At 69.2% G+C, this 23032-nt stretch carries 18 protein-coding genes and 1 tRNA gene; 4 read left to right on the top strand and 15 right to left on the bottom strand.

The features are described 5' to 3' along the window. Positions 1–635: 635 nt before the first annotated feature. The 6 genes from DDF67_RS01025 to DDF67_RS25870 all read right to left on the bottom strand — a co-directional run bounded on the left by DDF67_RS01025 (position 636) and on the right by DDF67_RS25870 (position 11207). Complete coding sequence (locus DDF67_RS01025) at positions 636–2885, bottom strand: TonB-dependent receptor (protein ID WP_109099110.1); 2250 nt, start codon at positions 2883–2885, stop codon at positions 636–638. A 295-nt stretch (positions 2886–3180) separates the two neighbouring features. Continuing rightward, positions 3181–6168, bottom strand: coding sequence for a TonB-dependent receptor (locus tag DDF67_RS01020; protein WP_233247494.1), 2988 nt, complete (start codon positions 6166–6168; stop codon positions 3181–3183). A gap of 69 nt (positions 6169–6237) precedes the next feature. Beyond that, positions 6238–7230 carry a FecR family protein gene (locus DDF67_RS01015; RefSeq protein WP_109099108.1) on the bottom strand — a complete coding sequence of 331 codons (993 nt, stop codon included), beginning with the start codon at positions 7228–7230 and terminating at the stop codon, positions 6238–6240. 87 nt (positions 7231–7317) lie between these two features. Further along, a complete protein-coding gene (locus DDF67_RS01010; protein WP_109099114.1) occupies positions 7318–7821 on the bottom strand; it encodes an RNA polymerase sigma factor in 504 nt (167 codons plus the stop codon). Between the two features lie 266 nt (positions 7822–8087). Beyond that, positions 8088–10883 carry a TonB-dependent receptor gene (locus tag DDF67_RS01005; RefSeq protein WP_233247493.1) on the bottom strand — a complete coding sequence of 932 codons (2796 nt, stop codon included), beginning with the start codon at positions 10881–10883 and terminating at the stop codon, positions 8088–8090. A gap of 123 nt (positions 10884–11006) precedes the next feature. Next, complete coding sequence (locus tag DDF67_RS25870; protein ID WP_233247492.1) at positions 11007–11207, bottom strand: hypothetical protein; 201 nt, start codon at positions 11205–11207, stop codon at positions 11007–11009. A 270-nt stretch (positions 11208–11477) separates the two neighbouring features. Here DDF67_RS25870 and DDF67_RS00995 point away from each other — a divergent pair, with 270 nt between their 5' ends. Then, positions 11478–11873, top strand: coding sequence for an acid phosphatase (locus tag DDF67_RS00995; RefSeq protein WP_109099107.1), 396 nt, complete (start codon positions 11478–11480; stop codon positions 11871–11873). 30 nt (positions 11874–11903) lie between these two features. On the opposite strand, the gene DDF67_RS00990 is transcribed toward DDF67_RS00995, so the two are convergent. From DDF67_RS00990 to DDF67_RS00975, 4 genes are all read right to left on the bottom strand, one after another. Beyond that, positions 11904–12206 carry a hypothetical protein gene (locus tag DDF67_RS00990; RefSeq protein WP_109099106.1) on the bottom strand — a complete coding sequence of 101 codons (303 nt, stop codon included), beginning with the start codon at positions 12204–12206 and terminating at the stop codon, positions 11904–11906. 107 nt (positions 12207–12313) lie between these two features. Beyond that, positions 12314–12389, bottom strand: a tRNA-Thr gene (locus DDF67_RS00985). 63 nt (positions 12390–12452) lie between these two features. Further along, positions 12453–13232, bottom strand: coding sequence for an acyl-CoA thioesterase (locus DDF67_RS00980; RefSeq protein ID WP_332888308.1), 780 nt, complete (start codon positions 13230–13232; stop codon positions 12453–12455). A 63-nt stretch (positions 13233–13295) separates the two neighbouring features. Further along, positions 13296–13700: a VOC family protein gene (locus DDF67_RS00975; RefSeq protein ID WP_109099105.1), complete on the bottom strand. Its 405-nt coding sequence runs from the start codon at positions 13698–13700 to the stop codon at positions 13296–13298. Between the two features lie 110 nt (positions 13701–13810). Here DDF67_RS00975 and pcaF point away from each other — a divergent pair, with 110 nt between their 5' ends. Continuing rightward, positions 13811–15022: a 3-oxoadipyl-CoA thiolase gene (pcaF, locus tag DDF67_RS00970; protein ID WP_109099104.1), complete on the top strand. Its 1212-nt coding sequence runs from the start codon at positions 13811–13813 to the stop codon at positions 15020–15022. Between the two features lie 173 nt (positions 15023–15195). On the opposite strand, the gene DDF67_RS00965 is transcribed toward pcaF, so the two are convergent. The 5 genes from DDF67_RS00965 to fliL are packed head-to-tail and all read right to left on the bottom strand — an operon-like array spanning position 15196 to position 21269. Beyond that, positions 15196–18063 carry a tetratricopeptide repeat protein gene (locus DDF67_RS00965; RefSeq protein WP_109099103.1) on the bottom strand — a complete coding sequence of 956 codons (2868 nt, stop codon included), beginning with the start codon at positions 18061–18063 and terminating at the stop codon, positions 15196–15198. Positions 18064–18082: 19 nt separating this feature from the next. Continuing rightward, complete coding sequence (locus tag DDF67_RS00960; protein WP_109099102.1) at positions 18083–18865, bottom strand: MotE family protein; 783 nt, start codon at positions 18863–18865, stop codon at positions 18083–18085. After that, complete coding sequence (locus tag DDF67_RS00955; RefSeq protein ID WP_109099101.1) at positions 18862–19476, bottom strand: DUF6468 domain-containing protein; 615 nt, start codon at positions 19474–19476, stop codon at positions 18862–18864. The genes DDF67_RS00960 and DDF67_RS00955 overlap by 4 nt, the downstream gene beginning before the upstream one ends. Then, positions 19473–20627, bottom strand: coding sequence for a flagellar motor switch protein FliM (gene fliM, locus DDF67_RS00950; protein WP_058349208.1), 1155 nt, complete (start codon positions 20625–20627; stop codon positions 19473–19475). Before fliM ends, DDF67_RS00955 begins: the two co-directional genes overlap by 4 nt. A gap of 27 nt (positions 20628–20654) precedes the next feature. After that, positions 20655–21269 carry a flagellar basal body-associated protein FliL gene (gene fliL, locus DDF67_RS00945; protein WP_109099100.1) on the bottom strand — a complete coding sequence of 205 codons (615 nt, stop codon included), beginning with the start codon at positions 21267–21269 and terminating at the stop codon, positions 20655–20657. Positions 21270–21491: 222 nt separating this feature from the next. Here fliL and flgF point away from each other — a divergent pair, with 222 nt between their 5' ends. After that, entirely contained in the window at positions 21492–22229 is a 738-nt protein-coding gene (gene flgF / locus DDF67_RS00940; RefSeq protein WP_109099099.1) for a flagellar basal-body rod protein FlgF, read from the top strand. A gap of 13 nt (positions 22230–22242) precedes the next feature. Next, positions 22243–23031, top strand: coding sequence for a flagellar basal-body rod protein FlgG (flgG, locus tag DDF67_RS00935; RefSeq protein ID WP_101712695.1), 789 nt, complete (start codon positions 22243–22245; stop codon positions 23029–23031). The last annotated feature ends 1 nt before the right edge of the window (position 23032 follow it).

Raw genomic sequence — 23032 nt, 5'->3', positions numbered from 1 at the left:
CGTCTAAGGTTACCTCGAAGGGTAACCGCCAGAGCGCCGCCGCCTGCGTTTCTCTTTCCAAATCAACAATGTCAAAGACCAGAGCCGAAGCCCCGAGCCGCCTCCGTAACCTGGGAGCGGCCCCACCGTTTTGCGCCCGGTGTCGGCGGAGGCGGCTATTTAAACCAGCGCCTCATTTTGTCAAACTCTATTTTCAACTTTCTTTTCCGAACCGCTCCGCCTCGGAAGGAGGCCGAACCACTCCGTGGCGCCGAAAGGACTTCAGCGCCTCGGAAAGAGAAGAAAGCTTCGAATGAGCCCCCGAAGCGGCGGGCCGCGTCGGGAGGGCGGTGTTTATGCGGGAGCCCTTTTTGAGTCAAGCGCACTGAAACGCGCTTTGACGATTTTCTTCGCGGACCGCCCGAAAACCCCGCCGCGCATGGCCCGAGGAAGGCCCCTCCCCTCGCCTGCCGACAGGCAGCGATCGGCGAAACGGCCGAAGAGAGAATGGAAGATCCTGTCATCCGCCGGCTTTGGCGGGAATCGGCCGTCGAAACGACGCCGCTTCGGCGCTCACGACGCGCCGGAAATCACAGATCGGGACGAATCCCGGATCTCCGGCGGCGCCCTTTCGAGCGCCGCCGGGACCATTGGTCTTAGAATCGCTTCGTCACCTGCACCCCGTAGGTGCGCGGTTCATTGACGAAGGCGGTCAGGTTGTTGAAGTCGATCGCGCCGATGACATTGGCTTCGTCGGTCAGGTTGCGGACGTAGACCGCCGCTTCCAGGCCCTTGGCCGGGTGACGCCAGCCAGCGCGGGCGCCGCCTTCGAAGCTGGTGTCCTGCATGAACTCGACCGACTCGTAGAGGAACAGGTTGAAGTCCTTCTGCAGGACCCAGTCCGTCGAGGCGAACAGCTCGGTCCCGTTGCTCAGGCCATGCACGTAGTTCAGCGTGATGTTGGCTGTGTACTTCGGGGCCTGCGGGAACGGGTTGCCGTCGATGTTGGCGCGGCGCGTCGTACCCACGGTCACGATCGGATCGGTCACGGTGCAGTTGGCGCCGCAGAAGGCGACCAGCAGGTCCTTGTCCTTGATCTCGGTGTGATTGTAGGCGAACCCGCCGGCCAGGCTGAAGCCGGCGCCCAGATAGACGTCGCCGTCCAGCTCGAAGCCGTAGCCTACGCCCTTGTCGGCGTTGATCAGCTGGTTGAAGTTGCCCTCGCCGCCGATGGCCGTGAACTGCGGGTCGGAGACCTCGTAGTAATAGGCGGTGGCGTTCAGGCGCGCACGCCCTTCCCACAGACGCGACTTCAGGCCGGCCTCGTACGACATCACGGTTTCCGAATTGGCGGCCGTGATGATGTCCGACGAGGTGATGCGGCCCTGGAGCGAGGGGCCGCGATAGCCCTTGGCGACGCGGGCGAAGACGTTCAGGTCGCCATTGACCTCATAGAGGGCGCTCAGGTCCCAGCTGACCTGCTCGTCGCCGACCGAACGACGCACGTCGAACAGCGGGCGGGCCGTGCTGGTGCTGCCGACCGGGATGATCCGGTCGCCCGAGAAGTCGCGGCTGTCTTCGGTGTAGCGCAGGCCGCCGGTGATCTTCAGGGCGTCGGTGATCTTGTAGTTGGCCTGACCGAACACCGACCAGGATTCCGAGCGCTGCACGATGTCGCCGATCACGGTCGGAGCCAGGCCGCCGGTGCCGTTGAAGGTGCCCGAGACGAGGTTGAAGCGCTCGTCCCAGAAGAACGCGCCGACCTGCCAGCCGAAGCGGCCGTCGCCGTTCGAGGCCAGGCGCACTTCGATGGTCTTCTGGTCCAGATCGCTCGAAAGCGTGCCGGTCTCGGAGTTGAACGGCGTCTTGTAGGGCGCGGCCGCCGCGGCCGAGGCCACGCCGCCGTCGATATCCCCGTCGCCCGACGAGCGGCCCTGATAGGCGCTGACCACGCCGGTCAGGGTGACCGGGCCGAAGTCGTAGGCCGCCTGCAGGCTCTGCGAGGTGGTGTGCTGCTTCTGGAGGTTGTTGCGGCCGCCGTCATAATAGACCGTGTCGCGGTCGAAGTTGCTGTTCAGCTCGTTCGAGCCCTTGGTCAGCACGTTGGCGCGGTTCAAGGTGCCCGTGCCAATGTAGTCGCGGGCCTGCAGGGTCAGCAGGGTCGACAGGCGCTCGTTAGGCTTGAAGGCCACGTGCACGCGGGCGGCGACGTCGTCGAAGCCGCCCAGGTCGTCGCCGCTGCCGGCGAAGGAGGGGTTGTAGGCGTTGTTGACCCAGTCGTCGCGATGGTTCCACAGGCCCGCCACGCGCACCGACAGCGTGTCGCTGACCGGAATGGTCACGCCGGTCTCGGCGCGTACGGCGCCCAGGTTGCCGTAGGCTGCCGAACCGAAGCCGCCGAAGCTGTCGCTGGGCTTGACGCTGTCGATCTTGACCACGCCGGCCGGGGTGTTGCGGCCGAACAGCGTGCCCTGCGGGCCGCGCAGCACTTCCACCTGCTGGACGTCGAACAGCGGAAAGCCCTTCAGGAAGACGTTCTCCAGAACCACGTCGTCGAGCACGACCGAGACCGGCTGCGAGGCGTTGAAGTCGAAGTCCACATTGCCGAGGCCGCGGATGTAGAAGCGCGGGGCGTAGCGGCCGTTCGAGCTTTCGATCTGCAGGCTGGGCACGCGGGCCGAGAGCGACAGCACGTCGCCGCCGCCGGCGGAGACGGCGCTCAGGGTCTTGTCGCCCAGGGCGGTGACCGCGAACGGAACGTCGCGGATGTTCTCGCTGCGACGCTGGGCGGTGACGACGATCTCTTCGGTGATGGTGGCGTCGGAGGCCTGGGCCAGGGCCGGCGCCGAGGCCAGCAGCGCAAGGCCGCTCACCGACAGAGCAAGCCAGGTGTGGCGATGGTTCATAGGTCTATCCCCTGTATTTATAGGGGCGCTGCCTACGCCGCGATGTAACGGGAAGGCCACAAAAAACCGGCGCTATTGCTTGAATTTTTCACGACGACCGATGTTACATCAAGATGATGGCCGACTTAGCCACTGCATTTACTGAAGAATTCCGCACCCCGATAACAGTAATATACGGGCGTTCATCAGTCGAAAATCGCGCCCATTCCGGTCGATCGTTTTCTAAGTAAGTCGGACCTTACCCAAATAATCGTCAGTAAACGAACAATAACTTCATTGATGTGGCGCCGCGGCCTCACCAGCGGCGGTTCACCCGGACCGAAAACCACCGGCCCGAAGAACCGATCTGCAACAGCCGGGCCTTGGATCCCTCATAGGCCAGGTCGTGGGTGTTGGTCAGGTTGGAGCCGGCGATCACGACCTGGGTGGTCTCGCTGAGGTCATAGCTGGCCTGGGCGTCGAGATAGCCCGCCGCCCCGATCGTGAAGTCGCTGACGCCCCCGCCTTGCATGTCGGCCTCGGAACGGAAGGCCGAGCGCCAGGACCACGACAGGTTGACCGCCAGCGGGCCGCGCTCGAGATAGGGACTGACCGACCAGGCCCAGTCGGACACGCCGGTCAGCCGCGCGCCGCCCACCCGGCTGTGGGTCCAGGTCAGGTTGGCCCAGACGCCGAAGCTGTCGGTCAGGCGGCGATGCAGGCCAAGCTCCACCCCGTCGACGCGAGCGCTGCCCAGGTTGCGAGGCCGTGACATCAGCACCTGCGCCTGGATCGGCGGGCCAGCCTGGGTCTCGAAGGTCAGGACCTCGGGCGCCTCGACCATCTGGATGAAGTCGCCGATCGTCTTGTGGAACACCGCGACGCTGTAGCCGGTGCGCCGGCGGGTCACCTCGTAGGACAGGTCCAGATTGTCGGAGACGTAGGGCTTCAGGTCCGGATTGCCGCCCACGCCGCTGAAGATCACGCCGGGCTCGGGATCGTCGATGGCCGCCTGGCCGCGCGTATAGATCGACGAGACCAGAACGCTGGCCGGAACGGTCGAGGCGCGCAGGTCGGCCAGGGACGGGCGGGTGATGGTGCGCGAGGCGGCCATGCGCAGCACCGCGTCGCCGGAGGTCTCGAAGGCCAGGTTGACGCTGGGCAGCAGCACGTCATGCCTTCCGTCGAACGACACAGGCTTCACCACGCCCGTCCCATGGGCGAAGGCCAGCTTGGCGCCCTCCACGTGGGTGCGGGTGCGCACCTGCCGAAGCCCGGCGTTGCCCGAGAACGGCCAGCCGCCGACAAGACCGTCGAAGTCGAGGCGCGCATAGACCGCCGCCACCTGCTCGCCCACGCGATAGGAGTTCTGCAGGTCCGCGCCGGTCGGCGTCAGGTCGCCCGGCGCGACGACGACGCCGTCATGCTCGCCCGGCAGGAAGAAGCCGGCCTGCAGGCGGTCCTGGTCGGCGACGATCCAGGGCGTGGAGCGGTTCCTGACCAGGTCGGCGAAGACGTCGTCGGCGCTCGCGCCGCGATAGAGGTCGGCCAGGACCCAGCCCGCCCCGCGCGGCGTGGCGCGGCGGTCGCGGCGCTGGTAGTCGCGGCCCCGGTCGCTGAACTGCCCGCCCAGCTTCAGGCCCGACAGGTGCAGCGGCCCTAGGGCGCGATCCAGCTTACGGCGCGCGCCGAAGAAGGCGGTGGCGTCGTCGTCGCGCGACTCCACCGCCCGCAGGTTCAGCTGGGCCAGGGTCAGGCGCGAGGGATCCAGCAGATCGAAGCTGGTGGTCAGTCGCTCGGCCCGGCGGTCGGACACCGCGCCCTCCAGGTCGAAGTCGTAGGCTGCGCCCTCCGGCGACTGGGCCGACAGCCGCAGCAAGGGCGTGTCGAGCACCGAGCGGGCGGTCGAGACGCTGAGACGCGGCGTCAGGGTCCAGGCATCGGTCCTCAGTTCCGCCCCCAGCGAGACGGCGAGGTTCAGGTGCGACTGGTCGGAGAACTCGGTGTTGTTGTCGATGCGCCCGCCCGCGACCCGACCCCCGACGACGACGCCGTCCTTGACCCGGATTTCGCTCCCCTGCCCCGTCAGGCGCGGACCCAGGCTGTAGACCAGCCGATCCTCGCGAATGGCGTTGTCAAAGGTCGAGACCAGGCCGTCGAAGTCCAGCCTCAGCCCTGGCGACACCCGCCAGTCGGCGCCGACGAAGGCGCTGCGGCGACGGCGGTCCTCGCTCTCCACCGTGGTCCGCAGGTCGTTGGGCGCGACCAGCGAGGTTCCGCCCGCCTGGATCCTGCCAAAGCGCATGATCTGGAAGCGGTCGTAGCGGACGGCGCGATCCTCCTGCGAGGCCCCGGCGACCAGGCCCAGGTTCCCATCCTCGGAGACGATCCGTCCGACCACAGACAGATCAGGACGAAAGCCGCGCGTGCGCCCCTCGACCACGCCGCCGACGCGGACCGAAGCGAAGGGATCGCCGTCCAGGCCGCCGGCCGTCTCGATGTCGATATTGGCCCCGATGCCGCCGTCGATCATGTCGGCGGTGGCCGACTTGGCCAGGCGCGCGCCGGCCAGCAGGTCGACCGACAGCGCCCGGAAGCGGAACTGCCGGCCGCTCTGGGTGGAGTTGCGGATATTCTCGTTGAAGGCCACAGGCGCGCCGTTCAGCGTCACCGACTGGAACAGAGGCCCCAGCCCCCGCACGCTGACGAACTGGCCCTCGCCGACCTCGTGCTCGATGGCGACGCCGGGCACGCGCTGCAGGGCCTCGGCGAGGTTGGCCGCCGGCAGCCCGCCGATCTGCTCCACCGAGACGCCGTCGGAGATGACGTCGGCGGCGCGCTTGCGGCGCAGGCTTTCGGCGATCTGGCTGGAGGCGCGGCCGATCACCTCCACCCCCTCGACCTCGACCGCCTCGGACGGGGCGGAGGGCTCGGCCGGCGCGGGTCGCGACGGCGCCGGCTCGGCCCAGATGCGCACGCCCCGCGCGCCGACGAAGCGATGGCGCAGGCCCGTGCCCTCCAGCATTCGCACCAGGGCCTCGCGCCAGCTCATCTCGCCGCGCACCGCCCGGGTCCTTGCCTGCTGGCCAGGGCGCTGCACGAACGACAGCTCGCAGTCGGCCTGCAGGCACAGCTGGACGAGGCTGGAGGAGGCTTCCTGCGCAGGAATGTCGAAGCGCTGGAATCTGGCGGCAGGCGTCTGGGCTTGCACCGGCTGCGCGGCCGCCAGCGCCAGAGCCATGGCCGCGACGCCGAGCAGGCCGCGTCGCGCGCCGGCAGGCAGCGATGCAGCTAGCGATTCCAAGAATGGCGACCCCGACGAGACGATCCCCGCCCCTTAGCGCGCGCTCATGACAGCTCTGCGATACGCGCCCTATTCGGCGCGGATCAGCACCCGGCCGTCGACCCTCTCGGCGCGAACGGGGAGCAGGGCCGTCATGCGATCGGCCAGCGTCCCCTCGCCTTCCAGCGGCAGCACGGCGGTGATCCTCACGCTCGACAGGCGCGGGTCGGCCGCCACCAGCGGCGTATCCGAATAGCGCGAGGCGGCGGCGACCACCTCCGACAGCGGCGCGTCCTGGAACACCAGCCGGCGACGGCGCCAGGCGGTGGCGCTCTCGACGTCGCCCGAGGCCTTTTCGATGCCAGGCTCGCCAGGGCGGAAGACCGCGCGTTCGCCGGGCGCCAGCGCCAGGGCTCCGTCCAGAGCGGCCTTGTCGGCGGCGTCGCGGCGGCTGACCGACACCCGGCCCTGCAGCAGCGAGACCTGCGCGCCGTCGCCGGTCAGGGTGGTGGCGAAGCGGGTGCCGGTGACGATCACCCGCCGGTCGCCCACGGCCACCTGGAACGGATGGGCCGTGTCGTGGGCCACGTCGAAGAAGGCCCCGCCCCGCTCGAGCGTCACGCGGCGAACGTCATCGGCGAAAGCCACGCGCACGGCCGAACCGGCGTCCAGCGTCAGGCGCGAGCCGTCCTCCAGCACCACGTCGACGATGCGGCCCGGCGCGCTCTCGTAGAGCCGGCCTTCCGGCGCCGGGCGCAACGAGGGTCCCACGGCGACCACCGCCACGGCCGCCGCCGTCGCTGCCAGGCCGCCGGCCAGAACCATCCGACGCCCGGTGCTGGCCGCCGGTTCGCGGCGGCGCAGGCGGGCGATGTCAAGGGCGAAGGCCCCGCGCGCGCCTTCCAGCGCCGCCAGGTCGGCCTTGGCCTGCTCGTACTGGCGCAGATGGTCGTCGTCGGCCTCCAGCCAGTCCAGGAACGCGGCCTGGTCGCGCGCGCCGACGCCTGGCCGGCCCATGCGGGCCAGCCAGCCCTCGGCCGTGGCCGGCCGGGGGGCGAAGATGGCGGTCAGGCGGCCGATCATGGGCGGCGGAAATCCCTTGTTTCTCGACCGGTTCGCGCGACGGCGCGGGTCGTCTCACAGACCACAACGATCCAGGCGCGCGACACCTCAGTCATGGCGCGAGCTCTTCAGCTGGCGCAGCGCCTCGGCGATGTGCTTTTCGACCATGCTGACCGACACGCCCTGGCGATCGGCGATCTGCCGGTAGGTCTTGGCTTCGAAGCGGTGCAGCAGGAAGGCGTCGCGGGTCTTGGCCGGCAGGGTCCGGATTACGGCGGCGGCGGCTGCCAGGTCCTGGCGGCCGATCAGCCGCTGGTCGGCCGACGGCGCCTCGCAGGAGATCGCCCGCGGCCCTTCGTCCAGGTCGTGAATGTCGTCGGCGTCGCGCCGCGCCCGCTCGCGCCCCGCCGACTTCCAGCCGTCGAGCTGCAGGTTGCGGGCGATGACGAACAGAAGCGGCCGGGCGTCCGGCGCGGCCAGGTCGTGGCCGGCGCGATGGAAGCGCGCGAAAGCCTCCTGAACCACGTCCTCGACCTCGCCGGCCCGGTCTCGGCGCTGCAGATAGGCGATCAGGTCGCGCCGCAGCGCCGCGGCGACGGCGTCAGTCCGCACGGGCGGCCTCCCGCGACCCGGACGCGCGAAGACGCCCCCTCCGGCGAAGGGGGCGTCCGCGTAGCCGCCCTCGGCGACCGTCAGCACGTCCTGGGCAGGAGATGTGGACGCCGTCCATGCTCTCGGACCTGGCACGAAGTGTCCTCTTCGCCTTGATGAGCCGCAGCCATCGCCAAAAAGTGTGACACTTTTTCACGACGCGCCGCGGCCGGCCGAAGGAACGGGACGGCCGGCGCCAGCCGACCGCCCCGCAGTCTTGCCGTGGATCAGAAGTTCATCCGCAGGCCGAGGGCGAAGCGGCGACCCGAGCGCTCGTCCATGGTCGGGAACGACGGGTCCATGGTGTAGCCCCGGGTGGCCTCGTCGGTGACGTTGATGCCTTCCAGGCTCAGCTGGACGCGTTCGTTGAGGTTGTAGCTGACCGAAATGTCGGTCTGGCCGTAACCCTCGCGCCAGATCGGGTACATTTCGTAGCCGATGCCTTCGACGTACTTGTCCTTGTAGTTATACGAGACGCGGGCCTGGAAGGCGTCGTTCTCGTAGAACAGGGTGAAGTTGTAGGCCTTGTCGGCCAGGCCCACCGGCGGGGTCGGCACGCCGATGATCGACTGGCCCGTCAGCGAGCTGTCGAGGATCGTGTAGTTGGCGTTGATCCCGAAGCCCTTCAGCGGCTCGTAGAACAGGCCGAACGGCACGATGGCCACCAGTTCCACGCCGCTGACCTTGTAGGAGCCGTCGGCGTTGATCGGTTGATAGACGTCGAAGTCGTAGACGCCGTCGATCGAGCCGTTGGCGTTGTACTTGGTGACGTTCTTGACCGTGCCCGTCAGGGCCTGGCGGACGACGCCCTCGATCTCCTTGCTGAAATACGAGGCCGCCAGCAGGCCGCCTTCCGGCAGGTACTTCTCGACACCCACTTCCCATTGCTTGGCGAAGGTCGGCTTCAGGTTCGGGTTGCCGTCGGTGAAGCGGAACGAGTTCCAGCTGGCCGTGCGCTTGTAGGCCAGGTCGGTCAGGGCCGGGCGCATCAGGGTCTCCGACGCCGCGGCGCGCAGCACGATGGTGTCGGTCAGCTCGGCGGTGAAGTTCACGCTGGGCAGGATCTTGTCGTAGCCGCCCTCGCTCGACACCGGCTCGGGGGTGTAGGTCGTGCCGCCGGTCGGGGTCTGCACCTGATGGTAGCCCGACGAGGTGACCGAGGTGTCGACGTAGCGCGCGCCGCCGTTGATCGCGACCGGCACCGGACCGACGTCGAAGCCGAAGTCGGCCATGGCGTAAAGGCTGGTGACCGTCTCGGACACTTCATAGAAGTCGCCCGGCGTGAACGGCGTGGTGAAGCCGTCGTAGCGGAAGGTGCGACGGGCGTACGCGTTGGAGATCTGGCTCCAGGTGATGTCGCGGATGCTGTAGGCGCCGCCCGGCACCAGCTGGTCGATCGGGGTCAGCTGGCTGTCGGCCAGGGTGCGGGTGTTGAGCCAGGCGGTGCTGCCCTTGCTCGGCCCCTGGATGTTCAGGGCGCCGTACTGGCGCTCCTTGGACTTGTCGGTGTAGCGGGCGCCGACCTGGATCGACTTCAGCGCCGGGAAGGCGTCGAAGGCGAAGTCCTTGGTGAAGTCCAGCTGCGCCGCGTACTTGTCGTCCTTGATCTTTTCGAGGGTCGTCTCATAGGCCTCGAACAGGTACCTGCTGGGCGAGTTGTACATGTCGATCGAGGCCGGGTTGGCGCTCTTGATCGTCTCGCCGCCGTTGGCGGTCCAGCGGGTGCGCGACGGGGCGTAGGCCACGTGCTTCAGGTTCGAGAAGTCGATGGTCTTCTTGGCGCCCGAATAGCCGGCCAGGCCGTGCAGCTTCCAGTCGTCGCCGCGCCAGTTGAACTCGGTCCCGAACTGGGCGTAGTCGGTCTCGCTGATCCGCTCCTTGCTCAGCATCTCGTGCTGGGTCGCGGTGTAGGAGACGTCGCGCAGTACGACCATGCCGTACTTCGACAGGGTGTCCTTGTCGTAGCTGTGGATAGTCTCGAGCGTGCTGCGGCTGGAGGCCGAATAGGCCGCCGCGTCATACTCGTCCTCAGTGCCGTCGAAGCCGCCGACCATCGCGTCGAAGGCCACGTCGAAATTGGCCGAGGGCTTGTACTGCAGCGACAGCGTGCCGCCCCACTGGTCCTGGGTGTTCAGGTAGGCGCGGTCGCCAACCTTGTCCTGGAAGATGATGCGGCCGGTCTCGTCGCGGTTGGTGTTGCTCTTGACGATGACGCCGGCGTCGCGCGCCAGCACGGCGGCGGCCTGCGAGGCGCGTGTGCCGCCCGCTTCGAGGAAGCGGAACATCGGGCGGAAGTTGATGCCCGAGTTGGAGTCGGTGCGGTTGGTGCGGCGGGCGGTCGAGAACGACACCAGCGCGCCGAAGTCGCCCCAGGTATCGCTGGCCAGGAACGAGACCTTCGGGTCGCTCTTCTCGGAGATCGAGTTGTAGGCGCCCTCGGCCGAGGCCACCAGCTTGCGGCCGCTGTAGTCGAACGGACGGGCCGTCGAGATGGTCACGGCGCCGGCGATGCCGCCTTCCTCGTCCGAGGCGCGGGGCGACTTCTGTACGGTGACCTGCTGGATCACTTCCGAGGCGAAGATGTCGAACTCGACGTCGCGGCCGCCGCTGCCCGAGGCCGTGGCCAGGTTGTTGATGGTGACGAAGGTGAACTCGCTGGGCAGGCCGCGAACGCTGACCCGGCCGCCCAGGCCCTTGTTGCGCTCGATGGTCACGCCGGGGATGCGCTGCAGCGCCTCGGCCAGGTTCTGCTCGGGGAAGTTGGCCACGTCGGTGGCGACGATCGAGTCCGAGAAGCCGACGGTGTTGCGCTTGATGTCGACGGCCTCCTCGAGGCTGCGGCGATAGCTGCCGGTGACGACGATTTCCTCGACCGCGTCCTGTTCGGCCACAGCCGAAGTGGGTTGGGCTGGCGCGGTCTGGGCGACGGCGCCCGACGCGGCGAACAGGCCGATGGCCGCGCAGCTGCTCATCAGCCAGGCGGTGTGGCGCGCGCGGCGGCCGGTGTTGTTCAGTTCGATCACTTGTGATCTCCGCAGGTCGTTTGTTGCGACGGCGGGGAGCCGGACGCCCTCGTCCGATCCATGCCCCCTGACGCCCTCAACGACGGCGCGGCGGGACGCCTCAGCGCTGAACCGCTGATTTCATCAAAACTTCACGGCCGGTCCGCGCACCGCCTCGCGGCCGGATCGTCCGCCGCCGCCGCCATCGTCGCCGAGGTCGGCCTGCGGGGCCTGACCCTTCGCGACCTCGCCCAGGCGCTGGGCAAGAGCACCACCGTCATCGTCAACCTGTTCGGCTCGCGCGCGGGCCTGACCGCCGCCCTGGAGCAGGACAAGGCGTTCCACGAGCGCTTCAGAGCTGGGCGGGCTGGTCGACCGCGCCTTCGGCCTGGAGGACGCCCCGGCCACCACCACCGAGGCCTATGTGGCCCGGATGACCATCCCGCAGGCCCCGGTCGGCGACGGCCCCAACGGCGCGATCCGGCTGAAGCTGCTCGACGTCGCCGCCGACCAGATCCTTGCTGGCGGCCTGCCTGCGGTCACCAACCGCTCGGTCTGCCAGGCGGCGGGCGTGTCGACCTCGACCATCGCCTATCACTGGAGCGACATGCGTCGATGCTCGGCGACCTGGAGACGATCCAGACCCCGGCCAAGAAGCGCTTTTCGCGCCCCCGGCCCTTCGTCGCCGAGCCCTTGGTCACCTGCATCGAGCCCGCCCCCGCCCTGGCCGCCAGCGGCTCCTACCCTTCCGGCCACGCGGCGCTCGGCTGGGCCTGGGCGCTGGTCCTTGCCGAGATGGCGCCCGGTCGCGCCGACGCCCTGTTGGCGCGCGGCGTCGCCTATGGGGAAAGCCGGGTCGTCTGCGGCCTGCACTATCCCAGCGACGTCGAGACCGGCCGGCTGGTCGGCGCGGCCCTGGTTTCGCGCCTCAAGGCCGACCCACAGTCCCAGGCCGACTTCGCCCGCGGCCGCGAGGAACTGGCCAGGGCCCGCAAGGCGAAGGCTGGCTAGGACCCGCCTTTCACCCCTGCCGTCGCACTCCTAGTCGCGACCGCCGCCGCCCAGGTCCATGCCCAGGGTCGGCCCGATGCCGTCGGGATGCTCGCCGAAGGGATTGGCTCGGCGGCGGGACAGGGCTTCCAGGCGCCGCCGCAGGTCGTCGTCGAGCTGGACGATGTGCTCCACCGCCGCCTGCTGCGCGGCGTCGACTTCGGGAAAGCCTGGCTCGGCCAGCACGCGCTCGATCGCGGCCTGGAAGCGGGCGTCGTCGGCGCCGCCCTCCGGCGGCGGGGCCTCCAGCCAGGCCAGCACCTGCTCGAGGGCGTCTTCGAAACTCTGCGCCATGCCGGTCGCCTCCTTCAAACCTATACCAGGCTTGGGCAACGCCAGGGCGCGCGAGTCGTTCAACGATCGCCGGGAGCAGAAGAAAGGCGCGGCCCCTTGGGGCGCGCTGGTGCCGGCTACAGGATTCGAACCCGTGACCTTCGGTTTACAAAACCGCTGCTCTACCAACTGAGCTAAGCCGGCCCGGCGAAGCAGGTTCGCCAATGGGCGTTCTCCTTAACCGTAGTCGACCGGGCGAGGCAATGGCTAGAGGAACACGGCCACGGTCTGGCGGGCGGCGATCAGCGGCGTCCCGTCCCGGCTCCACAGCGTCATCGCCTGGGCCGAATAGCCCTCGCGGATCGTCTCGGCCCGGCTGCTCATCAGCCGCCAGCCGTCGTCTTCCGGCGCCGCGCCCAGCACGTCCATCGACCAGGTCATGGTCGAGATCGGCGCGAACTGGTCGAACACCGACAGCGCCGGCGGCGGCAGGGCGTCGGCCAGGGCGACCATGGCCGCCAGCGACCGGGCGGCCGGATCGCGGTGACGGATCCAGACCAGGAAATCGGGCGGCCCGCCGCTCAAGGGGCGACCGCCGGCCACGTAGCGGAACTCGAACTGGCGGGCGAAGGCCGGCCCCGCTCCTTCGGGGATGAACAGCTCGCAGGCCTCCGGCGCGGGCGTCTCGGGGGCCGGCAGGTCGAGGTGCGAAAGCTTGGAAGCCCGCTCGGCGCCGAAGGTCAGCACGCCCCGCGTGGCCAGCCCTCCCTCGCCGGTCAGGTCGACACTGGCGAACAGCGCCGACTTGCCCTGGCGCAGAACCTCCACCTTGGCCGACAGCTCGCCTGCCGCCGGACCCACGAAGGCGAACTGGGCCGAGCGCAGCGGCGGGGCCGCGGGCAGGCGACGGGCGGCCGCCTCCAGGCACAGCGCCGCCGACAGCCCGCCATAGGTGGTGCGGCCCTGCTTCCAGTCGTCGCCGACGGTCGCCACCACGGCCTCGCCGTCGATCCGCAGGGCGTCCATCAGTTCGCTGTAGCTGGGCACGGCCGCCGGTCTCCACGCGCCCAAGCGGCGCGCGCCCGACATAGTCCTAATTCGAAACTAACGTCAATCGCCCGCGACGTTCAGTTGCCACGAGACGCCGAACCGGTCCGACACCCAGGCGAACCAGGGGCTGAAGCCGTAGTTTCCCGGCGGCATCAGCACTCCGCCGCCTTCGCCCAGCACGGCGGCCAGCCGATCGACCTGCGCCGCCGAAGCGCAGGTGACGAAGAACGAGAACGAGGGCGTGAAGGCGAAGGCATGCTTCACGAAGCTGTCGCTGCACATCACGCTCTGCCCGCCGATCGTGAAGCGCGCGGTCTTGATCGTGCCCTGCGGCCCAGGACCGGCCGGACCATAGAGCTCGACCTCCTCGACCACGCTTTCTGGAAAGACCGAGACGTAGAAGTCCAGCGCGTCGGGACCGACGCCGTCCTGGAACATCAGGAAGGGCTGGATGGTGGGGCTCATGCCGCCAGCCTAGACGCCTCCCCGCCTATCGCAAGCGCATTGCGCTTATCGCAAACGTTCGTTTGAATGCAGTCCGGAAACCGCCCCGGAAACCGCCCCGGAAACCGCCCATGACGACCGCCCCAAAGGCCGCCTACATCTGCGACGCCATCCGCACCCCGTTCGGCCGCTATGGGGGCGGCCTGGCCAGGGTGCGCGCCGACGACCTGGCCGCCATCCCGCTGAAGGCCCTGGCAGCGCGCAATCCAGGCCTCGACTGGAGCACGGTCGACGAAGTGGTCTACGGCAGCGCCAACCAGGCCGGCGAGGACAACCGCAACGTCGCCCGCATGGCCCTTCTGCTGGCGGGCCTGCCCGAGACGATCCCGGGCGTCACCGTCAACCGCCTGTGCGCCTCGGGGCTGGAGGCCGTCGGCTACGCCGCTCGCGCCATTCTCTCGGGCCAGGCCGACCTCGTGGTCGCCGGCGGGGTCGAGAGCATGAGCCGCGCGCCCTTCGTCATGGGCAAGGCCGACAGCGCCTTTTCCCGCAACGCCGAGATCTTCGACACCACCATCGGCTGGCGCTTCGTCAATCCGGCGATGCGCGCGGCCTATGGCGTGGATTCCATGCCCGAGACCGCCGAGAACGTCGCCAGCGACCATGGCGTCTCGCGCGCCGACCAGGACGCCTTCGCCCTGCGCAGCCAGCAGCGCGCGGCCGCCGCCATCAAGGCCGGCTTCTTCGATGGCGAGATCACGCCGGTCGAGATCCCCGGCAAGGCCGGCCCCACGATCCTCGATCGCGACGAGCACCCGCGCGAGACCACGCTGGAAGCCCTGGCCAAGCTGAAGCCCATCGTTCGCCCGGACGGCACGGTCACCGCCGGCAACGCCTCGGGCGTCAACGACGGCGCCGCCGCCATCATCCTGGCCTCGGAAGACGCCGTGAAGCGCCACGGCCTGACGCCGCGCGCCCGCGTGCTCGGCTACGCCACGGCCGGCGTCGCTCCGCGCGTCATGGGCATCGGTCCCGTGCCCGCCACCCAGCGCCTGCTGGCCCGCACCGGCCTTACGGTCGGAGACTTCGATGTGGTCGAACTGAACGAGGCCTTCGCCGCCCAGGGCCTGGCGGTGCTGCGGCAACTGGGCCTGCCCGACGACGGCGGGCATGTGAACCCCAACGGCGGGGCCATCGCGCTTGGCCACCCGCTCGGCGCCTCGGGAACGCGGCTGGCGCTGACGGCGCTGCGCCAGCTGGAGGCTACGGGCGGCAAGCGGGCGCTGGCGACGCTGTGCATCGGGGTGGGGCAAGGCGCGGCGCTGGCGATCGAGACCGTCTGATCCCTCTCCCCTTGCGGGAAAGGGTGGCCTCCGAAGGAGGTCGGGTGAGGGGTCGATAAGCCGGCCAGCTGCGACCGAGGCCCAGGCCGGGTGACGTGGTCACGATCTGAGAGACCCCTCATCCGCCGGCTTTCGCCGACACCTTCTTCCGCAGGGGGAGAAGGAAACCCTGATCAGACCTTCGGCGTCGCGGCCGCGCGGAAGCGGTCCTTCATCTTCGCCACCCAGCCGTTGAACACCTCGTTCTCGGCGGTCACACGGCCAAAGTCGCTGCTGGAGGCGACGCCGTCCACGCCGGCCAGGGCCACGCGCAGGCCTTCGGGATTGCGGGCCGTGCCGATCAGGGTGGTGTAGCGGCCGCGCAGACGGCCCAGCGACGCGTCGTCGTCCGACAGGCTATAGGACACGGCCGCGCGCATCAGCTTGGCCTCGTCCGAGGGCGTCAGGCCGGCGGTGTTCTTGAAGCGGTCGCCCAGGGCGGCCTCGTACAGCTTGCCCGCCATCGCCCAGTTGCGCTGCTTCCAGGCGATGTCGCCGCGGATATCCTGGGCGTCCTTGCCCTTGTCGCCCTCGATCACTTCCAGCGCGTCATCGTAGCGGCCCAGGGTCATCAGCGAGCGTGCGGTGGCCAGGCGCCGTTCGGCGTTGAGGGCCGGCGGCAGGATGGTGGTGCGTGTGCCGTTGATCGCCGCCAGGGCGTCCTCGGGCTTGCGGTCCATCAGGTAGATCCAGGCGAGGTCCGTGGCCACCTGGGCCTTGGGCACGCCGTTCAGGCGGTTGTCGACCTGATACTTCAGCAGCTTGGCGGCCTCGTCCAGCAGGTCCACGTCGACCAGCCGGCGCACGAGGTTGCGAACCATCTGGTCGCCGTCGGCGCCGATCGGGGTCAGGTCCTGGTAGTCGTAGAACAGGCCCACGGCCTGGATCGGCTGCATGCCATCGGCCAGGCCGTCGAGGAACAGGGTGCGGAAGGCGCCATAGAGGTCGTTCTGCAAGGCCACGGCCTGCGGCAGGTCGGGCAGGACCTTGCCGGCCGAACGCAGCACCTCCAGCGCCTCGCGATAGCGGCCCTGGTCGATATAGAGCTTGCCCAGCGCCCGCACGACCTCCAGCTCGACGCCGTCGCCGCGCCAGCGGAAGCGCAGCTGGTCCAGGGTCCTGGCGGCCTCGGCGGGCGAAATCTGGTTCTTCTCCAGGCGGATCTGGGTGGCGTGCAGCGCGGCGGGCGTAGCGATGCGGTCGTTCGGCGCCTTGCCGATCGCCTGGAACATCTTCAGCGCCTTGTCCTTGCGCCCCTGCAGCTCGAACGCCTTGGCCAGGGTCAGGCGCAGGTCCAGCTGGTCGACGACCGGCAGCTTGGGCAGCTTCAGCGCCTGGTTTACCAATCGTTCCGCTCCGATTCCGTCGCCGGTGGCGGCCGCGGACTCGGCCTGGGCGCCCAGGAAGCGGGCCTGCCAGACGGCCGGGAACAGGTTCATGGCCTGGGCGCCGCTGGCGAACTTGTTGCGGGCGTCCACCCACTGGCCCTGCTTGTAGGCGACATAACCGCGCCACAGGGCGCTGGACGGATCGTCGGACAGCACCGGCGAGGAGAAGTCGGCCTCGGCCTCGGCCCAGCGGCCGGCCATGGCCTTGGCCGCGCCGCGCAGGCCGCGGAACTCGGCGTCGCCCAGCAGGGCCTGCTGCTTGCGGGCCGCGGCGTTGAGCACGCCGATGGCTTCGAACGACAGGTTCGAGCCGACCAGGAAGCGGGCCAGGGCCATGCGGGCGGCGATGTCGCCCTGGCGGTCGGCCGGATCGACGGCGGCGACGGCCGCCTGCAAGGCGTTGTAGCGGGCCAGGAAGCCGCCCGAGCCGGTCTTGGGCCAGTGTTCCAGGTCGATGACGGCGGGCATGGCCGCCGGCTGCGGCGCGCCGGTCACCACCTCGGCCGCGCCCCCGCCGGCCCCTGCCGGCGACAGCACCAGCCCCTTGGGCCGGCCGATGCGGACGATGTCGCCTTCGGTCAGGATCTGCACGTCGCCGGCGAAGGCCTCGACCGCCAGGCCTTGCGCCGACGGCAGCAGGGCCATCTCGACATATTCACGGCGCGAGGCCAGGCCCTTTGACGGCGCCAGGGCCGGCACGACGCCGATGCGATCGCCGACGGCCGGGTCGCTGACCCATACCGGGCGCGCGGCCCCGGCCAGGTTGGCCGACAGGCTGGCGGGCGTGGCGGTCTCGTCGCGGGCCACCTTCACCGGATCGGGCTCGCGCTGCAGGCCAGCCCCCAGGGCGACGGTCCAGTTGTTCCCCTGCCCTTCGGCATAGACCGGCACGCCGGGCTTGGCGACGATGCGCAGGGCCGAATAGTCCGCGCCCCGGAAGGCCTGGACCTTGGTGTGGTTGGGGCCGGTCTGCGGCAGGCGGCCGATGTCGAGGCGCACGGGCGCGTCGAACACCACCCACACCGCCTCGCCGCGCTTGAACACGGCCGCCGCCGCCGGCGCGGCCCAGGTGGTGACGAACTGGGTCTGGCCCTCGGCCTTGTTCAGGCTAACGGCCACCACGCCGCTGGCGGGCGCGGGATTGGGCCGGCGTGGATCGCGCGGAACCGGCGCCGGGGTCGGCGCGGCGGGCGCTCCGGCCTGCGGCGGCTTGGCGAAGACGTTGACGAAGTCGATCCCGTCGGCGCGCCCCACCCGCAGGTCGGCGTCGTCGGTCGGGGTCAGGACGAGTTCCAGCGCGCCGCCGACGTGGCGGGCCTCGACGGTCTTCACCCAGCGCGGCGGGGCGATGCGAAGGCTGGCCAGATTGGGATTGGCGTCGCGGCCGAAACGCAGGATCGCCTGCTGGCCCTCGCGACGCATCTTCATCACCGGAACGCGGCCGCTCCAGCGGAATTCCAGGCGCGAGAAGTCCGGGGCCTGGGCCACGCGGACGACCAGATCGCCCTGGGCGGCCTGAGCGGCCGCGGGAGCGGCGGCCAGCACGGTGGGCGCGACGACGCCGGCGATGCAGATCGCCGCGACGCTCGCCTTCAACGCCCCCCTAAGGTTCATGAGCCCCCTCAGCCTTCCCCTAGCCGGCCTTCTTCGGCGCGGCGGCGCCGGCCAGCGGCGGGGCCGCGGCCTGCTGGCCGCCAGCGGCCGCCGGAGCAGCGGCGTTCTCGGCCACGGCGGCCTTGCCCTTGGCGATGGCGTCGCCCGAGAAGCGGCTGGCCAGGCGCTCGGTCAGCACCTTGGCGTCGCCCGGCGCCATGTTGGCCAGGATCATCGCCAGGGTGCGTTCCTTCATCTTGGCCGCGATCGGCAGGCGCACGGCGTCGTCCAGCACCGTCAGGCGCACGGCCGCATCCTTGGGCTTCATGGCGGAGAATACGGTGACCATGCGGTCGACCTCGGCGGCCTTCTGAGAATCCGCCTGGCCTAGCAGGCCCTGGATCTCGCCCTTCATGCCGTTGAGGGTCTTCATCTTGGCGTCGAGCTTGGCCTCGGCGGCGGCCAGCAGCTGCAGCTGGACGTCGATGTCCTGCTCGCGCTGGTCCAGCTGGCCGCGACGCGCGCCCAGGCTCTGCAGCACGCGCAGTTCGGCCGGCGACAGGCCGGCTTCCTTGGCCAGGTCCGTGGCCGACGGCGCGCAGATGCGCGGCGGCGCAGCGCCCGGCGCCTTGGCGGCCGCGTCGCTCGCCGCGCCCTCGGCCGAGGCGGCCTCAGCCTTCTTGTCGGGCTTGGCGCCCTCGGCAAAGGCCTTGGCGCCGCTCAGCAGGTCGGGAACCGACTTGGCGCCGGCCATGGCGTTGACCGCCAGGACGCCGACCACGGCGACGCCGACGATCGGCAGGATGCGAGGAACGTTCTTCATCGACGGTCTCTGAATGGCGATCCGGGCCGCGACGCGGGGTCGGGGCCATCGAACAGGTCATCATCCACCCGCGCCCGTGAACGGGGCGTTTCACGCGCGGGCGTGGCGGACGAAATAGGGGAAGATTGGGCAGGCGTCGCGGGACGCGAGGTCGCAGGGCCCGGGCCGCGGGCGCGGGCCTCGCGCTCCAGCATGGCCTCGAAGTCCTGCGCGTTCAGGCGGCGGCCGCCGGCCGGGGCGGCCTCGGGGGCCGGCGGCGCGGCGAAATCACGCGGCTCGCGAGCCGGACGCGGAGCGGGCTCGGCACGGGTCTCGATGCGGGGCGCGGCGGCGGCGCGGGTCATGCGCTCGTCCAGCTGCAAGGCCAGGGCCTTGGCCTTCTCGATGCGGTCGGCCAGGTATTCGGAGGCTTCGTCGGTCGCTGCGCGCAGGTCCGCCAGGCCCTGTTCGGCGCGCTGGGCGGCGTTGTCCAGGTCGGCCACGGCCTTGGCGAAGCCGCTCTGGGCGTCGCGCAGCGCCTTCAGCTTGCGCTCCAGGCGCCAGCCGAAGACGAGCGCCACCATCAGCAGCACCGCCAGAAGAACCTGCAGGGCGACCGAGATCAGGCTCATTTCAGCTTCTGAACCGCCTTCTTCGCCGCGGGCGTCAGCGGGGCGTCGGCCCGAATGGCGATGGAATGGTTACGGCGGCCCATCCGGCCGCGGGTAAGCGGAATCGACCCCGCCCGCAACTCCACCAGGCTGTCGGGCGTGGCGTTCAGCATCAACGTGTCGCCGACCTGCAGGTTCAGCACCTTGGAAAGCGGCAGCTGCTGCTCGTCGAGCACGGCGCGCACCTCCATCTGGGTGGTCCAGAGTTCGGTGGCCAAGTGGCCTTCCCAGATGTTGTCGCGGCCGAACTTCTCACCCATGAACTGCTGCAGCAGCATCTTCCGGATGGGTTCCAGCGTCGCGTAGGGCAGCAGCAGCTCGATGCGGCCGCCGCGGTCTTCCATGTCGATGCGCAGCTTGACCAGGATCGCGGCGTTGGCCGGGCGGGCGATAGCGGCGAAGCGCGGGTTGGTCTCCAGGCGGTCCAGGGTGAACGACACCGGATGCAGCGGCTCGAAGGCGGCCTTGGCGTCGTTCAGCACCACCTCGACCATCCGCTGCACCAGCACCCGTTCGATGGTGGTGTAGGGACGGCCCTCGATGCGCATGGCCGCGGTGCCGCGGCGGCCGCCCAGCAGCACGTCGACGATCGAGTAGATCAGGTTGGAGTCGACCGTCAGCAGGCCGTAGTTGTCCAGCTCCTCGGCCCGGAACACCGCCAGTATGGCCGGCAGCGGGATCGAGTTCAGATAGTCGCCGAAACGGATAGAGCTGATGTTGTCGAGGCTGACCTCGACGTTGTCGGAGGTGAAGTTGCGCAAGCTGGTCGTCATCAACCGCACCAGGCGGTCGAAGACGATTTCCAGCATCGGCAGGCGCTCGTAGCTGACGAGGGCCGAGTTGATGATGGCGCGGATGCCGGTGCGGTCGTCGCCGCCGTCGCCCGACAGGTCGAAGCCCAGCAGGCTGTCGATCTCGTCCTGGTTCAGGATCCGCTCGGATCCCATGCCGTCGCCGCCGCCGTCGTCCCAGCCGGCCATGCCGGCCATGCCGCCGCTGAAGTCGCCGAAGCTGTTGTTCAGCTCGCCGCCGCCCGAGGCGTCGAAGGTCCCCGGGGGGTTCTCCGCCGCCCATTGGGCCATCGCGGCCTGATCGTCGATCTCGTCTGCCATGATGGTTCGCCTCAGCCGGCCCGAAGGCTAGTTGATCAGCATCTCCTCGATCAGGACGGCGTTCACTTTCGAAGGGGCGGCCACCAGATTAACACGACGCAGCAGCTCGGCGCGCAGCTGATAGCTGCCCTGGCTGCCGGCGAGGTCCTCGGGACGCAGTTCGCGCAGGAAGGTCTGGAACATGTCGGTCAGGCGCGGCAGGTTCGGCGTCAGCGCGTCGGCCGTCTCCTCGTCGGGCAGCTCGAAGGTCAGCTTCAGCTTCAGGAAGGTCGACTTGCCGTCGGCCGACTGCATGTTCACGACGATGTCGGGCAGGGTGTAGAACACCACGCCGTCGGGGCCTTCCTTGATGACCGGCGCACCGGCGCCGCCCTCGGCGGTCTTGGCGCCCTCGCCGCCCTCTTCCTTCTTCTTTTCCTTTTTCTTTTCCTTCTTCTCCTCGCCGTGGCCGGCTTCGCCCTCGGCGGCCGGCTTGGGCTTGAGCATGAAGAAGGCCGCGGCCCCGCCGCCGCCCAGAACGAGCACGCCGGCGGCCGCCGCGATCAGGATGATCGGCGGCTTCTTCTTGGCGGGAGCTTCACCCTCGACGGCGCCCTCTTCGCCTTCGGGGGCGGGAGCTTCCTTTGGGGGTTTCTTGGCCACGCGAGAGTTCCTTGAAATCTATGACCCGTACTCATGCGCGAGCATGGTTAACGATCTCTTTTGAAGGCCATTTGGTCGCAGGTCGAATCTGCCCGGCGGAGTCCGCAAAAGCGTCGCCGTTAACCACCCTCCCCGCTGATTTCATTGCGATTTTCGAGTTGGCACGCGGCTTGCTTGCAGGGTTGCGGCGCATTTGTCGCGCCAAACTGCGAGTTAATCGTCATGGACAACGCGCTGTATGTGGGCCTTTCGCGGCAGATGACGCTCCGTCGTGAGCTGGACATCGTCGCGAACAACATCGCCAACGCGAACACCACCGGCTTCAAGGTCGAGGACCTGATGGTCCGCACCGAACCGGCCAAGCCCGCGCGCACCGCGGGCGGCCCGGCGCCGATCAAGTTCGTGCTGGACGACGGCGTGGTCCGCGACTTCACGCCCGGCGCCCTGAACCAGACGGGCGGGACCTTCGACCTGGCCATCGAGAACCAGGGCTTTTTCAAGGTCTCGACCGGCGAAGGCGAGCGCTACACCCGTGACGGCCGCTTCACCACCAACCCCGAAGGCGTCCTGACCACCCAGGAAGGCGCTCCGGTGCTGGACGACGGCGGCGGCCAGATCACCATCGACCCGGAACTGGGCCCCGTCAGCATCGGCCGTGACGGCATCGTCACCCAGGGCCAGGTGCGGGTGGGCAAGATCGGCGTCGCCCGCTTCTCCGACCTCGCCTCGCTGCGCAAGGACGGGGACAACCTCTATCGCAACGTCGGCAACGAGACCCCGCAGTCCGCCACCGACGCGATCATCCACCAAGGCATGCTGGAGGGGTCGAACGTCCAGCCCATCCAGCAGATCACCAAGCTCATCGAGGTCAGCCGCGCCTACGAGAGCATCGCCAAGATGATGGACCAGACCGCCGAACTCTCGCGCTCCGCCGTCGAGCGCATGGGCAAGGTCCAGTAAGGGATAACGAACAATGCAAGCTCTGCGCACCGCCGCGACCGGCATGTCGGCCCAACAGCTGAACGTCGAAGTCATCTCGAACAACATCGCCAACATGAACACCGTTGGCTTCAAGCGCCAGCGGGCCGAATTCCAGGACCTGCTGTACCAGACGATCGAGCGCGCCGGCGCCCAGTCGTCCAGCGACGGCAACGTGGTCCCGACCGGCGTTCAGGTCGGCGGCGGCGTCAAGGCCGGCTCGGTGTACCGCATCACCGAGCAGGGCACGCCCACCATGACCAACAACCCGCTGGACGTGGCCATCCAGGGCAAGGGCTACCTGCAGATCCTGCTGCCCTCGGGCGAGACCGCCTACACCCGCGCCGGCAACTTCTCGACCAACGACCAGGGCCAGATCGTCACCGAGGACGGCTACCTGGTCCAGCCGGGCATCACCATTCCCGAGAACGCCACCGGCATCACCATCGGCAAGACCGGCCTGGTGCAGGTCAACCTCGACGGCCAGACCGACGCCCAGACCGTGGGCCAGATCGAACTGGCCAACTTCATGAACGAAGGCGGCCTCGAGGCCATCGGCGACAACCTCTATCTGGAGACCGGCGCGTCCGGCGCGGCCAACATCGCCGCCCCCGGCCAGCCCGGCTTCGGCACCCTGCTGCAGAACTACACCGAAGCCTCGAACGTCGACGCCGTCAGCGAAATCACCTCGCTGATCGTCGCCCAGCGCGCCTACGAGATGAACTCCAAGGTCATCACCACGGCCGACCAGATGCTCCAGGCCACCTCGAACCTGCGGTCGTAAG

It is taken from the genome of Caulobacter endophyticus (assembly GCF_003116815.1).
Classification (GTDB): Bacteria; Pseudomonadota; Alphaproteobacteria; order Caulobacterales; family Caulobacteraceae; genus Caulobacter; species Caulobacter endophyticus.
Note: the sequence above shows the minus strand (reverse complement) of the source record. Positions and strands in the feature narration are given on the sequence as shown.

Excerpts from the sequence above, each read along its gene's own strand:
- DDF67_RS01025 (WP_109099110.1), bottom strand. The coding sequence starts at position 2,885 with ATGAACCATCGCCACACCTGGCTTGCTCTGTCGGTGAGCGGCCTTGCG.
- DDF67_RS01015 (WP_109099108.1), bottom strand. The coding sequence starts at position 7,230 with ATGATCGGCCGCCTGACCGCCATCTTCGCCCCCCGGCCGGCCACGGCC.
- DDF67_RS00995 (WP_109099107.1), top strand. The coding sequence starts at position 11,478 with ATGCTCGGCGACCTGGAGACGATCCAGACCCCGGCCAAGAAGCGCTTT.
- DDF67_RS00990 (WP_109099106.1), bottom strand. The coding sequence starts at position 12,206 with ATGGCGCAGAGTTTCGAAGACGCCCTCGAGCAGGTGCTGGCCTGGCTG.
- DDF67_RS00975 (WP_109099105.1), bottom strand. The coding sequence starts at position 13,700 with ATGAGCCCCACCATCCAGCCCTTCCTGATGTTCCAGGACGGCGTCGGT.
- pcaF (WP_109099104.1), top strand. The coding sequence starts at position 13,811 with ATGACGACCGCCCCAAAGGCCGCCTACATCTGCGACGCCATCCGCACC.
- DDF67_RS00965 (WP_109099103.1), bottom strand. The coding sequence starts at position 18,063 with ATGAACCTTAGGGGGGCGTTGAAGGCGAGCGTCGCGGCGATCTGCATC.
- DDF67_RS00960 (WP_109099102.1), bottom strand. The coding sequence starts at position 18,865 with ATGAAGAACGTTCCTCGCATCCTGCCGATCGTCGGCGTCGCCGTGGTC.
- DDF67_RS00955 (WP_109099101.1), bottom strand. The coding sequence starts at position 19,476 with ATGAGCCTGATCTCGGTCGCCCTGCAGGTTCTTCTGGCGGTGCTGCTG.
- fliM (WP_058349208.1), bottom strand. The coding sequence starts at position 20,627 with ATGGCAGACGAGATCGACGATCAGGCCGCGATGGCCCAATGGGCGGCG.
- flgF (WP_109099099.1), top strand. The coding sequence starts at position 21,492 with ATGGACAACGCGCTGTATGTGGGCCTTTCGCGGCAGATGACGCTCCGT.
- flgG (WP_101712695.1), top strand. The coding sequence starts at position 22,243 with ATGCAAGCTCTGCGCACCGCCGCGACCGGCATGTCGGCCCAACAGCTG.